Annotated in this window: 16 protein-coding genes; 14 read left to right on the top strand and 2 right to left on the bottom strand. The window is 39.8% G+C overall.

The features are described 5' to 3' along the window. The first annotated feature begins 65 nt into the window (after window positions 1–65). Window positions 66–1,499, top strand: a complete 1,434-nt coding sequence (locus ABVJ71_RS04965) for a deoxyribodipyrimidine photo-lyase (protein WP_353855886.1) — start codon at window positions 66–68, stop codon at window positions 1,497–1,499. Between the two features lie 55 nt (window positions 1,500–1,554). On the opposite strand, the gene ABVJ71_RS04960 is transcribed toward ABVJ71_RS04965, so the two are convergent. Then, window positions 1,555–2,466, bottom strand: coding sequence for a heme A synthase (locus ABVJ71_RS04960; RefSeq protein WP_353855885.1), 912 nt, complete (start codon window positions 2,464–2,466; stop codon window positions 1,555–1,557). A gap of 399 nt (window positions 2,467–2,865) precedes the next feature. Here ABVJ71_RS04960 and cyoE point away from each other — a divergent pair, with 399 nt between their 5' ends. The 6 genes from cyoE to ctaG all read left to right on the top strand — a co-directional run bounded on the left by cyoE (window position 2,866) and on the right by ctaG (window position 9,046). Then, window positions 2,866–3,783: a heme o synthase gene (cyoE, locus tag ABVJ71_RS04955; RefSeq protein ID WP_353855884.1), complete on the top strand. Its 918-nt coding sequence runs from the start codon at window positions 2,866–2,868 to the stop codon at window positions 3,781–3,783. Between the two features lie 275 nt (window positions 3,784–4,058). Beyond that, window positions 4,059–5,126: a cytochrome c oxidase subunit II gene (coxB, locus tag ABVJ71_RS04950; RefSeq protein WP_353855883.1), complete on the top strand. Its 1,068-nt coding sequence runs from the start codon at window positions 4,059–4,061 to the stop codon at window positions 5,124–5,126. Window positions 5,127–5,313: 187 nt separating this feature from the next. Further along, window positions 5,314–7,185, top strand: coding sequence for a cytochrome c oxidase subunit I (gene ctaD, locus ABVJ71_RS04945; protein ID WP_353855882.1), 1,872 nt, complete (start codon window positions 5,314–5,316; stop codon window positions 7,183–7,185). After that, a complete protein-coding gene (gene ctaE, locus ABVJ71_RS04940; protein WP_353856562.1) occupies window positions 7,182–7,805 on the top strand; it encodes a cytochrome c oxidase subunit III in 624 nt (207 codons plus the stop codon). The genes ctaD and ctaE overlap by 4 nt, the downstream gene beginning before the upstream one ends. A gap of 2 nt (window positions 7,806–7,807) precedes the next feature. After that, the gene (gene ctaF / locus ABVJ71_RS04935) at window positions 7,808–8,137 is read left to right on the top strand and encodes a cytochrome c oxidase subunit IVB (protein ID WP_353855881.1); all 330 of its coding nucleotides are present in this window, start codon (window positions 7,808–7,810) and stop codon (window positions 8,135–8,137) included. 30 nt (window positions 8,138–8,167) lie between these two features. Continuing rightward, window positions 8,168–9,046: a cytochrome c oxidase assembly factor CtaG gene (gene ctaG, locus ABVJ71_RS04930; protein ID WP_353855880.1), complete on the top strand. Its 879-nt coding sequence runs from the start codon at window positions 8,168–8,170 to the stop codon at window positions 9,044–9,046. Window positions 9,047–9,079: 33 nt separating this feature from the next. Here the strand turns inward: ctaG and ABVJ71_RS04925 are convergent, their stop codons facing one another. After that, entirely contained in the window at window positions 9,080–9,445 is a 366-nt protein-coding gene (locus tag ABVJ71_RS04925; RefSeq protein ID WP_353855879.1) for a YugN family protein, read from the bottom strand. Window positions 9,446–9,578: 133 nt separating this feature from the next. On the opposite strand from ABVJ71_RS04925, the gene ABVJ71_RS04920 reads away from it, so the two are divergent. From ABVJ71_RS04920 to ABVJ71_RS04890, 7 genes are all read left to right on the top strand, one after another. Continuing rightward, the gene (locus tag ABVJ71_RS04920; RefSeq protein ID WP_353855878.1) at window positions 9,579–10,022 is read left to right on the top strand and encodes a CBS domain-containing protein; all 444 of its coding nucleotides are present in this window, start codon (window positions 9,579–9,581) and stop codon (window positions 10,020–10,022) included. A 119-nt stretch (window positions 10,023–10,141) separates the two neighbouring features. Continuing rightward, on the top strand, window positions 10,142–11,185 hold the full coding sequence (locus ABVJ71_RS04915; protein WP_353855877.1) for a CAP-associated domain-containing protein: 1,044 nt from the start codon (window positions 10,142–10,144) through the stop codon (window positions 11,183–11,185). Between the two features lie 120 nt (window positions 11,186–11,305). Then, window positions 11,306–11,719, top strand: coding sequence for a YlbD family protein (locus ABVJ71_RS04910; RefSeq protein WP_353855876.1), 414 nt, complete (start codon window positions 11,306–11,308; stop codon window positions 11,717–11,719). Between the two features lie 19 nt (window positions 11,720–11,738). Then, on the top strand, window positions 11,739–11,978 hold the full coding sequence (locus tag ABVJ71_RS04905) for a YlbE-like family protein (RefSeq protein ID WP_353855875.1): 240 nt from the start codon (window positions 11,739–11,741) through the stop codon (window positions 11,976–11,978). Between the two features lie 81 nt (window positions 11,979–12,059). After that, the gene (locus ABVJ71_RS04900) at window positions 12,060–12,464 is read left to right on the top strand and encodes a hypothetical protein (RefSeq protein WP_353855874.1); all 405 of its coding nucleotides are present in this window, start codon (window positions 12,060–12,062) and stop codon (window positions 12,462–12,464) included. Window positions 12,465–12,521: 57 nt separating this feature from the next. Next, window positions 12,522–12,971, top strand: coding sequence for a YlbF family regulator (locus ABVJ71_RS04895; RefSeq protein WP_353855873.1), 450 nt, complete (start codon window positions 12,522–12,524; stop codon window positions 12,969–12,971). Window positions 12,972–13,036: 65 nt separating this feature from the next. Further along, window positions 13,037–13,309 carry a YlbG family protein gene (locus ABVJ71_RS04890; RefSeq protein WP_353855872.1) on the top strand — a complete coding sequence of 91 codons (273 nt, stop codon included), beginning with the start codon at window positions 13,037–13,039 and terminating at the stop codon, window positions 13,307–13,309. Window positions 13,310–13,547 lie beyond the last annotated feature (238 nt).

Here is a 13,547-nt window from a genome sequence, read left to right as displayed (position 1 = left end):
ATGAGCGCATTAAAATGTGCAACGAAAAGCGAGAGTGATTACACTATAAAATGAGGTGAAGAAAGTTGAAAATTGTCGTGATTTGGTTTCGCCGAGATATGCGCATGGATGATCATATCGCACTCTCAAAAGCAATCGCATATGCAAAAAAACATCATTATCAGTTATTTGCTTTTTATCATGTAGATCCTTTTTTTACAAAAATGGCGCTTGATTTAAACCATGAACATTTCTTTCAAAACTTGGCTCATTTCGTGAAGGAAGCAAGGGAGGCACACTTATATGTCCACCTTTTTCATGATGATGTCATATCTGCCTTTCAGCAAGTGCTGGACGTCTACGACATCAAAGCTGTGTTTTTTAATGAAGACCAAGTAGGTATCGGTAAAAAACGTGATGATCAAGTGACCAATTATTTAGAGGAAAAGGGCATCCATGTTTCTAAATGGCAAGATACGCACTTGCATGGGGCAAACGATATTTTGAAAGCGGATGGCTCGCATTATCAAGTATTTACTCCATATTATCAATCATGGCAGAAACATGAGAAGCATCCTGTCATGAAAGTTGACAAATCATTTTTTGCAGATGAACACATCGTTCGTCATGAAACTCTTTCGCAAAAAGGAGATGATCAACTAAGAAACATCATCAAGAGGTGCTCTAGAAAATTCGATCAAATCGGATCAGAAAAGGCAAAGAAGACGCTTCAATCTTTTATACAAAAAAGGCTAACCCGTTATCATGAGAACCGAGATATTCCGTCTGTTTTTGGAACAAGTAAACTGTCACGTTTCCTAAAAACAGGGACAATCTCTGTAAGGACGGTATATCATGCTGTGCATCAGGAAGATCTTTTTGAAGATGAAGGACGGGAAACATTTATAAAAGAACTGGCGTGGCGTGATTTTTACCATATGATGTATGCGCATTACCCAGACATGAAAGAAAAGGAAGTCAATTCTACATTTCAAGGGATGAAATGGAGTGAAAATGAGGCTCTATTTGAAGCGTGGTGTAAAGGTGAGACAGGCTTCCCGCTCGTTGATGCTGGGATGAGACAGTTAAATGAAGAAGGATGGATGCATAATCGCTTACGGATGGTAACGGCTTCATTTTTAACAAAGGATTATTTGATTGATTGGAGAAAGGGAGAAGCTTATTTCGCAAAAAAACTTGTGGATTATGATGAGGCTTCGAATATTGGAGGTTTTCAGTGGGCAGCTTCTGTCGGAACAGATGCCGTTCCTTACTTTCGCATTTTTAATCCAATAACCCAATCGAAACGGTTTGACCCTAGTGGTGAATTTATTCGAAGGTACGTGCCTGAGCTGAAACGTGTAGATGATCAGTGGATTCATGAACCGAGTAAAATGTCGATCGATGAACAAAAGAAGTCAGGCTGTATAATAGGAGACACTTACCCGCATCCAACAGTAGATCATCAAGTGAGGCGCAAGGAAGCCATTTTGTTGTTTGAAAAAGCAAAACAACAATAAAAAATCCCCCTTTCATAAGAAAAGGGGGGATGCAGTATGTTGATCTCAATGGTACTCATCTTTCATATTTATACCGTGCAATAAGTAAACAAAAGTAGCACAGTACACCAAATAAACAAGAGATAAAGAATGAATGAGCAAGCGCATAACCAAGTGCTAAGTGAGAATAAACAGACATCACACCCGAGATGGCTTGAAGCGTAATAAGAATGGCTGAAATCATCCATCCATAATACAGTTGTTTCTGTTCTTTGTAATGTTTAATGGCATGGAACATTGCGATGAATATCCATACGAATAAAAGGAGGGCTGCCGCTCTATGGGACATTTGAACCCATTGATTAAAATAAGTAGGAAGTCCGCCGCCATCATTTGAACAAAGCGGGAATACAGAACAAGCGAGACTTGATTTTGTATGTCTAACATACGCACCTGTATACACCACGATATACGTATACGTAATCAATCCAAAAATATGAAACTGCATCGTTTTGCCGATATGAAGTGGCTTCACCAGTTTTGTTTCAGATCTGGTTGCCTCAAAAACAAGGAGAGCAAGCAATAAGACTGAAGCAAAAGAAATAAGTGAAATGCCAAAATGCAGTGCCATCACAAGTGCGTTAGAGCCGAACACAACGGCTAATGCACCTAATAACGCCTGAAGCAGTAAGAAAATAATCGACATGATGACCAAACATTTTGTTTCCCGGAAAACAGGACTGATTTTCTTCCAGCATAAGATGGCAAGTGCCAGTACAAGAATCGTCGATACCCCTGTTGACATGCGGTGACTCCATTCGATGATGGAAGCAGGGTTCATTTCAGGAAAGAAGCGACCGTGGCAAAGGGGCCATTGTCTACCACAGCCAAGACCCGAACCAGTTTTCGTAACAAGCGCACCGCCAATCAGAACGATCAGCATCACAAACGTGGTGACAACGCTCAATAGTCTTAAACCAAATTTCATCAAATTATTTCACCTTCTCTAAAAAACTTCTCAACACAATAAATAAAAAACCTCACATGCTCTCAAGTTTAAGCCAAATGCGTGTTCTGTTGCAATTCCTAATGATCAAAGTTCACAAAAAAATGACATGTTCGTTCACAGATTTTACAGATTTAGAGTGCTTGATCTTTCTTTGGCAGTCTGATAGAAATAGAGGAGGGAATATTTCATTTTGCACTGCCTTCTGAAACATATATATAACCTAATTAATTCACGAAAAGTTCACAAATACATTCAAGTTTGTCGTTTATTATTTAATAGGATGTTTTTTTACAGCTTGTTATCTTGTATGATAGAGTTGTAACGATTTTACGGTTTCATATGTAAGTTTGAAGGTTTGGGCAAGGGAGGTTATACACTATGGCAAATTCCAAAACAGCTGCGGAAGTAGCTATTCATGGACAAATAGAAGAAACAACAACATTGAAAGATTTTCTTGCTCTTATTAAAATGGGCATAGTCAATTCCAACTTCATTACAACGTTTACAGGAATGTGGCTAGCTTTCTATTTTTCAGATATGAGTTTCCTTGGGAATCTTGATATTGTACTATTCACAATGATTGGATCTTCTCTTATTATTGCCGGTTCTTGCGCAATTAATAATGCGTTTGACCGTGATATTGATATGCTAATGGAAAGAACAAAGACAAGACCGACTGTCACTGGTAAAATTCAGCCGGGGCAAGCGTATGCATTTGGTATTCTGCTCGTTGTACTTGGACTCATTATGCTTCTTATGACAACTGTTACAGCAGCAGTCATTGGTTTTATTGGTGTATTCACTTATGCCGTTCTCTATACCATGTGGTCTAAACGCCGTTACACAATCAATACGGTGATTGGCAGTGTATCTGGTGCAGTTCCACCGCTGATTGGCTGGACTGCTGTTCAAGGCACAATGGATACAACGGCTTGGGTTTTGTTTATGATTATGTTCATTTGGCAAATCCCGCATTTCTTGTCACTTGCGATTAAGAAAACAGAAGATTACCGAAAAGCAGGCATTCCAATGCTTCCTGTTGTCTATGGCTTTGAAGTCACAAAGCGCCAAATTATCATTTGGACAGCATGTCTCCTTCCACTTCCATTTTTCTTAGGTGGATTAGGGTGGCCGATTGTTGCTCTTGGCACATTATTAAACATTGGATGGCTTGTCATTGGCCTTTTGGGTTTCAAAATGAAAGACATCATGAAGTGGTCGACACTTATGTTCGTTTATTCATTGAACTACTTAACCATCTTTTTCGTTGCGATGATTATTATGACGTTATTTTAGAGTGAGATACACTTTTTTCACATCAAAACAAAGGCTATATCTATAACACAACTTGTCTAACAACTATGAAAGCTGCCTGATATCGAGTTCTATTTAGGCGGCTTTCTGTTTATACATAGATGGTATTTTGAGTAAAAACATCATTTTTTTACGAAAAGAGGAAATGTAAGTGCTTTTATATGGGCGGGGGTTATTGATGGGAAAAAGTGATTTTATAAATATGAGTTAAAAAGCGAAAGGCAAAGGAGATCAAGCAAAAGGGGTTGGGACAAATTATGATAAGAAAATGGCGTGTTTACTCATTGTTTCTCTTGATGACACTTGCTTTGGCAGGCTGTGGTGAACCATACTTATCAACACTCAAGCCAGTTGGGGAAGTAGCAGATAAACAATATTTCCTTACTGTACTGAGTACACTTATTATGGTTTTTGTGGTCGTTGTTGTATCAATCATTTTCTTTTACGTCATTATTAAATTTAAACGTTCTAAAGTGGGAGAAGATACGATTCCAAAACAAGTGGAAGGAAGCCGTAATCTAGAAATGACATGGACGGCCATTCCAATTCTTCTACTCATCATTCTGGTTGTACCTGTAGTAGCATATACGCTTGAACTTGGGGATTCAAGTGCTATGGACAAGAAAAAACGAGACCCTGAAAAGACACTTGTCGTAAATGTAAGAGCGAACTTGTATTGGTGGGAATTTGAATACCCTGATTATGGGATTGTCACAAGTCAGGAATTGATTGTGCCGACAGATCAAAAGGTGTACTTTAAGCTGAAAGCATCAGATGTCAAACACTCTTTTTGGATTCCATCTGCTGGCGGGAAAATGGATACAAATACAGAAAATGAAAATAGGTTCTATCTGCAATTTGACTCTAAACGAACAAAAGATGCAGGAGAATACTTTTATGGAAAATGTGCGGAGCTTTGTGGTCCATCACATGCTTTAATGGACTTTAAAGTTAAAACGCTTTCTCAAGATGAATTTTTAGGCTGGACAAAAAAAATGACAGACTATCAAAAGCCTAAATCAACATCAGACTTAGCCCTAGAGGGTGAAAAACTGTTTAAAGAGAAAAACTGTTTAAGCTGTCATGCTGTAGAGCCTGGGGATGAAAGACCGGAAGCGGCAAGGACTGCTCCAAACCTTGCGACCTTCGGTGAGCGAACAAAAGTAGCTGGAATCAAAGACATGAATAAGGAAAATGTGAAAGCATGGATAAAAAATCCAGAAAGTTTTAAACCAGGAAATAAGATGACAGGGACGTACCCTAAATTAAATGATTCAGAAGCAGATGCACTCTACGAGTATTTAAAGAATCTTAAGATAGAGTAATCAATGAGCATAGAGAGCAGCTCAATCAATATCCAAATGATGATGTGATATGTGAAGTTTTGGTTAAGAGCTCCCGAAAAAGTCTCGAGGCCTAGAAGCGATCATCAGTCTGTTTCAAAGGTCGTGCATTGTTGGATGAAGAGCACAAAAATCAAAAGGGGCAAATGGGAGATAAGAGGGGGATTTCATGGTGAGTACAATAGCTAAAAAGCGGGGATTTGGCGCTGTCTTATGGGATTACTTGACAACGGTTGACCACAAAAAAATTGCCATTTTATATTTAGTGGCAGGGGGATTTTTCTTTTTGGTTGGCGGCCTGGAAGCGATGTTTATCCGTATTCAGCTAGCCATCCCTGAAAATGATTTTGTCAGTGCAGGAGTTTACAATGAAATCATGACGATGCATGGAACGACAATGATTTTCCTTGCAGCAATGCCGCTTTTGTTTGCATTAATGAATGCGGTTGTACCAATTCAAATAGGTGCGCGTGACGTAGCGTTTCCGTTTATTAATTCACTTGGTTTCTGGTTGTTCTTTTTCGGTGGAATATTCTTAAACCTTGGCTGGTTTTTAGGCGGGTCACCTGATGCAGGCTGGACAGCATATGCATCGCTGACGCTTAACTCTGAAGGGCATGGCATGGATTTCTATATTTTAGGTTTACAGATAGCCGGTATTGGTACTTTGATTGCCGGAATCAACTTTCTTGTAACGATCATCAATATGAGAGCGCCTGGTATGACTTATATGAGAATGCCGCTGTTTACTTGGACGACATTCGTCGCATCTGCGCTCATCTTATTTGCCTTCCCTCCATTGACAGCAGGGCTTGCAATGTTAATGTTTGATAGGATGTTTAATACGAGCTTTTTCAATCCGGAGCTTGGAGGGAATACGATCATCTGGGAGCATTTGTTCTGGATTTTCGGACACCCTGAAGTGTATATTTTGATTCTTCCGGCATTCGGCATTTTCTCAGAGATCATTCCAGTGTTTGCAAGAAAAAGACTGTTTGGTTATTCGTCCATGGTTTTCGCCACTGTATTGATTGGTTTCCTTGGCTTCATGGTATGGGCACATCATATGTTTACCACTGGACTTGGACCAATTGCGAATGCGATCTTTGCTGTAGCAACAATGGCCATTGCGGTTCCAACAGGGATTAAAGTATTCAACTGGCTGCTTACCATATGGGGCGGTAATGTCAAATTTGCAACGCCAATGCTTTATTCCGTTGCTTTTATTCCGTCATTTTTACTAGGCGGGGTAACAGGAGTGATGCTCGCAGCAGCCGCCGCCGATTATCAGTTCCATGATACGTACTTTGTTGTGGCGCATTTCCACTATGTCATTATCGGTGGAGTTGTATTCGGAATTTTAGCAGGTGTACATTACTGGTGGCCAAAAATGTTTGGGAAAATACTCAATGAGAAGCTCGGGAAAATTGGCTTTGTGCTTTTTTTCATCGGTTTCCACTTAACTTTCTTTATCCAGCATTTCTTAGGTCTTTGGGGAATGCCTCGCCGCGTATTTACCTTTCTGCCTGGCCAAGGACTGGAACTTGGGAACCTAGTAAGTACGATTGGTGCACTGTTTATGTTTGTAGCGGTTGTCATTATGCTCATTAACATCATTTGGACAACAGCGAAAGGAGAGCGTGTGACGAGTGATCCTTGGAAAGATGGAAGAACGCTTGAATGGGCTGTGTCTTCACCTCCGCCAGAATATAACTTTAAACAGCTCCCGCTTGTAAGAGGACTAGACCCGTTATGGATTGAGAAAATGGATGGTAAAAAAGGCATGACAGCTTCTGAACCTCTTGATGATATTCACATGCCAAACAATTCCATTTTGCCTGTCATTATCTCATTCGGTCTATTTGTGTCAGCATTTGGCTTCATGTATCGTCAAGAACATAGCTGGGGTCTTCCAGTTATATTGATTGGACTTGGCATTACGTTTGCGACCATGCTGGTTCGGTCTCTTGTAGATGATCATGGATACCATATACACAAAGAAGACTTGATTGATGACGATGATAAAGGGGTGAAAGCATAATGGAACCACAAAAAATGACAGCGGAAACCTTTCCAGCTTCACCGGAGAAAGCGACATTAGAAGGAAAGAATAAGTTCATCGGGTTTTGGCTGTTTCTTGGGGGAGAAACCGTTCTATTTGCATCTTTGTTTGCCACTTATTTGGCTCTGAAAAACTCAAATGCAGGTGGAGCAAAAACAACAGATATGTTTGACCTCACGCTTGTCTTTATTGCCACAATGCTCCTTTTAACGAGCAGTTTAACGAGTGTTTATGCGATGTATCATATGAAAAACTTTTCCTTTAAAAAAATGCAGCTTTGGCTCGTCATTACGGTTCTGTTAGGTGCCGGATTTTTAGGACTTGAAATGTATGAGTTTTATCACTATGTGCATGAGTATAAATTTACGATTAACAGCTCTGCTCTTGGTTCTGCATTTTATACACTAGTAGGAACACACGGTGCTCACGTTGCTTTTGGGCTTTGCTGGATTACCGCTCTTATCATTCGAAATATGAGACGCGGACTGGATTTATACAATGCACCTAAATATTATGTTGCGAGTCTTTACTGGCACTTCATTGATGTTGTGTGGGTCTTCATCTTTACCGTTGTATATTTAATGGGAATGGTGGGATAAGAATGGGAAATAAAAACACAAATCAGTCCAAAGTAGATCTTGCTTACCGTAAAAAGAAAAATGCCGAAGAAATGAAGTATCAGCTCATTTCTTTCGGCTTGATGATTGGTTTAACATTTGTTGCATTTTTAACGATTGCATCTGAAGACATTGGAAATTGGTTTGCGGTTCCGTTTATTTTACTGCTTGCAGTAATCCAAGTGGCCTTTCAGCTTTACTATTTTATGCACATGAACCAAAAAGGGCATGAAACCCCCGCATTGTTTCTTTACTCAGGTGTGTTTGTTGCGTTTATTACCGTTTTAGCCTTTTTGACGATTATTTGGTGGTAAGCTCGCTTTGCCCTTGAAGGAGGCTCAGCAATGGAGAACTTAGAAATATTCGGATTTCGGGCGTTATGGAGTCCCTATTATTTGACATGTGTTGTGTTAGCAGCTACTTTTTATCTACTTCTCGTCACAAAGGGGAAGCACCGTGCTACGGTGAAAGAGAAAACCCTATTTCTCACTGGACTTGTTCTTTTATATGCTGTGAAAGGAAGTCCGATTGATTTAATGGGGCATATAATGTTCAGTGCGCATATGGCACAAATGGCGGTATTGTACTTAGTCATTCCTCCTTTACTGATCACAGGTTTACCTGCTGGACTGTGGGAGCGGATCATTCAAACATCTGGTATTCAAGCGGTATTCCGTTTGTTTTCCAAGCCTTTAATTGCCCTGCTTGGATTTAACGGATTATTTTCGCTTTACCATATACCACTTGTGTTTGACTTTGTGAAAACCGATCCGTTTTATCATGCATTGATGACTGTAGTTATTTTCATCTCTGCCTTTTTCATGTGGTGGCCGCTTGTTCATAAAGTACAAAGTCAGCCGCAGATCACAGGTATTTTAAAGCTTGGCTATATTATGGCAGATGGCATATTAATGACACCTGCCTGTGCACTGATCATGTTTAGTGATACACCTATCTATGCAACCTATTCAGATGCAGGGGCATGGATTCAAGCGTTGCATCTATGCGTACCTAGTGATATGCTCTCTGGCCTTGCGCTGACTGGACCTGACATGTTCCACACACTGCCTTTATTAGAAGATCAGCAGCTCGGTGCCATTTTAATGAAAATTATTCAAGAGATCGTCTATGGCTCTATCCTTGCTGTTGTCTTTTTTGATTGGGCCAGAAAAGAAAGAGCGAAAGATGCCGTACCAGATGCGCTTATCCCGAAATATGAATAAAGAAAGCACAACCCATTCACGGTTGTGCTTTCTTTATGCTTCAGCAGTCATTGATTCTAGTTTTTCTTTGAGTCGAGCAAGCGTTCTTTTGCTCGATTGGATTAGAGATGTAGGGAAATCTTCACCCTCGCCGTATTCAACACCATGCGGATAATAGTGTTTTCCAAGTAAAGGTGTCAGTAGCTGAATATGAGCTTTTTTGGAACCGACATCTCCTTCAGTGGCATAGCCAGATATTCTTAAATAGAATGTACCTTCCACCATGCTAAATTTGCGGTCATATGTCACTCGCTCATAATCCCATTGATCGGCTCTCACAAATCCTTCACTTTCCATGATGAAATCTAATTTATTTAAGTCAACTGATACTTTTTCAATCCCCGTACCTTCAAATTTCATCAAAACCCCTCCTTATAAAAATTCCCTTTACTGACAATCATAGTATGAAAGCGTTAAACTTTCAACAGTGAAAGGTATGTTCTTTTAGAAGCTGGTTACAGTAATAAAGAAAATAAAGGATGGAGGAATAAACATGGAAACAAAAAAAATCAAAGATATCATGACGAAAAAAGTGATTACTTGCCAAAAGGATGACAATCTCTATGAAGCTGCTGTTAAAATGAAAGACGCTGACATAGGTGCTATTCCGATTGTTGAGGGAGATCAGCTTGTTGGTATTGTGACAGATCGGGATTTAGTGATTAGAGGCATTGCTGAAAAAAACCCGAATTCACAGGAGATTAGCGCGGTCATGACGAAGGATGTATTGACAGCTGAAGAAGATGCAACTCTTGAAGAGATTGCCCGCTTAATGTCAGAGCATCAGCTCCGCCGTATTCCAGTAGTAAAAAGCGGGAAGTTAACTGGTATCGTAGCCCTTGGTGATTTATCGGTCGAAGATTTATCAAATGAACGAGCAGGTGATGCACTCACGGAAATCTCTCAACAAGATCATGGACAAGGATTTCTTCATTAAGACGGGCATATTTTAAATTCATGTTAAATAGGCTGTATTGTCGTTGATAAATAAAGCAAGTTTTGTTTAAATGACTGTAGAAGGCTTTTATGCCTTGCCAATTTAACGGAGGTGTTTACTTGAAAACTGTGCTCAAAACACTCTGCATCCTCCTGATTATATCTGGAACGTATGTTCTGTTTATTCAATATGGATCTTCACCAGAAAAAGATAGCAGCAATGAACCAAAGGTATCTAATGAAGAAACTTCTAGCGATAAGCCCATTCACATTCCGAAAAAAGGGCTCATGTCCTTTATGGGGAAATCGTCAAATGAAGTGCTCAAACAGATGGGAGAACCAGATCGCATTGATCCTTCCGCATATGATTATGACTGGTGGATATACAATCAATCGAAAAAACACTACATTCAAATAGGAGTAAAAGATAGTAAAGTTGTGACCTTGTTTGCAACAGGAGATGGATTGAATGTTGAACCATTTAAAATCGGTCAGGCCACAAGTGAGGTATTTAAGAAAACCCAAATCGCACCTTACATTCATGTAGATGATGAACAGAATTCATATCGCTTTGAATTCTCAGAAGATGATATGAACACAAGACCAACGGTTAAAGTGGGAGACGACGTCTATGTCCAGCTATACATGGATAAGTTTGAAAGCACGCTTTCGAGTATTAGGGCCTTTAATGCAGATACATTTGTCAAACAAAAGCCGTATGAGGTTGTCTATCGAGGTCAACTGATAGAACCAGAAACGATATCAGGTGAAAAATGGAAAGATATTGAGTCTTCTAGTCAAAAACAAATTTTCGATATAACGAATATTATCCGCCATAAATACAACTTGCCGCCCCTCCAGTGGGACGATGAGACCTCTGAAGTGGCATTGATGCACAGTGAAGATATGAAAGAGAACCATTATTTTTCTCACGAGTCTAAAAAGTATGGCACGCTGAAAGATCGATTAGAAAGAGGAGAGGTCACATTCCAACTGGCAGGTGAAAACATCGCTTATAATTACGTAGATGGACCAGCAGCTGTCGAAGGCTGGCTCAATAGCGAAGGTCACCGGAAGGCACTGCTGAATAAAGATTACACGCACATTGGTGTCGGTGTGAAAGAAAAATATTATACGCAAAATTTCATTAAAAAAACCTCTTAGTTTAAAGCAGCCGCGAGTGAGCGGCTGTTTTTTTTTGCGGCAAAATCATTCAAAAAAGAGGCTCACCAAAATGTATGCTGGTGTATATAGTATAGTAGGCATTTGTATGGGGGTGAGGATATGACAAAAAAACAAAAGCAAACATCCATTGATGAATTTAAACAATTCGTCAGACGCCATCCGAAGTTAATACGAGAAGTTCAAGCACAAGAAAAAAGTTGGCAAAGTCTATATGAGAATTGGGTTATCTTTGGTGAGGAAGATGAGATGTGGTCACCTTACCGAAATGAACAATCTGAAGAAACAAAAGAAGAGAAAACATCTAAACAAAGCGCGCAAGGGAAAACAGATTTTATGTCTAAAATGGTCTCTGCCGTAAAAAAAATGGATGCTGATCAAATGAATGAACAGATTAACAAAATGAGCCAGTCTATTTCCTCTTTACAAAGCTTACTTAGTCAATTTTCATCAAATAGCTCAAAGAAAGGTACATCTGGAGGCAGTCAGCACCCATTCTCCTTCAGGAAAGATTAATTGAAAGGGGATGCTTTTGGTGCGGAGAGAAGTACAAGAATTTGTCATGGCGGAAGAAGACCGAATCAAATTCATTAGACAACGTCCTCTCTGGTATAGACAACTGACTCGACATCCTGACAATCTATCTTCCTTTGAGTTAGATAAAATGAATTTTTACGAAAAAACAATTCCTCATCGTGTGAGGCAGTTAAGCAATAGTGTACAAATGGCTGAAATGATGATTCAAATGTTTCAAGCAATGCGCAATCAAAATTAAGCCGGGTTAGGCTTTTTTGAGTTGATTAAGATGTCTACTTCATGAGCATCCTATGGATGTAGACGAAAGGAGAATCAGAAGATGAAACAGATGCTGTCAATGTGCGCATTGCTTTTTCTTGTGACCGGATGTCAAAGACATCATGAGCAAGAGCAAGTAAATCAAGAGCCAGATGTACCAGTCATACAGCAAGCCCCCAGTGATATGAAGCAGCAAGGCTTTTTAAAATACAAAGTGCAGGGGTCTGCTGTGTATATAGAAAGCACGCTTCAGGATTTCCACCTTGATACATCTCCTGGAAAAAACGGTGAGAAGAAGGGTTATTTTACAGTGTATGTAGATGGTAAACGTGCGGGGAATGAATATACTGCTGCGTTTGTGGTCAAGCATCTATCGAAAGGAAAACATCAAATGACTGTTGAGCTGAATTCGCGCCATCCTGAATATCACCAGAAAAGAGAAACATGGGATGTATTTGTCACTTAAAAGCATTTTCTGATTCATAGGTTTCGTGGTAAACTATGAATTGGAGGTGCAACATTTATGTATGCGACAAATGAATCTGTGGAGCTCCAAGAAGAAGCAGATCAATTGGCTGCCATGATTCTTCAGTCTGAGGAGGCTGAATATTACCGCAACTGCTTTAAGCGTCTCCAGCAAGACGAAGAAGCTCAACAAATTATTGCGGATTTTACAAAGATAAAAGAGCAATATGAGGATGTGCAGCGGTTCGGCAAGTATCATCCGGAGTATAGAACGATCTCAAAGCAGATGCGTGAGATCAAAAGAAAGCTAGATCTTCACGATACGGTGGTTGATTTCAAAAAAGCAGAAACAGCGATTCAATCCATCTTAGATGAGATTAGTATAGAAATCGGTCAAGCTGTATCAGCATATATTAAAGTTCCAACAGGGAACCCATATTTTGATGGTTTATCATCATGCGGCGGTGGCTGTGGATCAAAAGGTAGCTGTGGCTGTAAAGTATCTTGACGAGACTTGCACGTCTCGTCTTTTACATACTGGATGGAAAGAATTGAAAAGCGGCAGGTGAAAAGATGGATACCAAGCGTCAAGGGATGGTTGTTTGGCTGCATTCATTAAAGCAGTCAAAAGCGCTAAGAAAGTTTGGAAATGTTCACTATATTTCAAGGAAAATGAAATATGCAGTGATCTATTGTGATATGAATGATATCGAGCGTCATATGGCAAAGCTCAGTTCATTGCCGTTTGTGAAACGTGTCGAACCTTCTTATAAGCCATTTATTAAATTAGAGTATGAATCTAAATTGGACAAAGCAAAAGAGTATGATTATAAGGTGGGCTTTTAAAACCAAAAAAACCCCCGCGGCATCACCCGCGGGGTCCTTCTATTCTTAATGATTCATTAAGGAGAAGGCAAAGGGAGAGGAGAAACCGGAGGAAGAACTTATGGGGAAACGTAAGTCTTCTCCGCGGTTGGCAACAGCACCACATCAGATGCTGTTACATGTAGTATGACCCCTCGTCCTTAAATGTATACATAGAAAATGAACGGAAACCACGCATTTTACCATATGGAGCGGATGT

This window comes from Bacillus sp. Bos-x628 (genome assembly GCF_040500475.1).
Taxonomy (GTDB): domain Bacteria; phylum Bacillota; class Bacilli; order Bacillales; family Bacillaceae; genus Bacillus; species Bacillus maqinnsis.
This window is presented reverse-complemented; position numbering and strand designations above follow the sequence as displayed.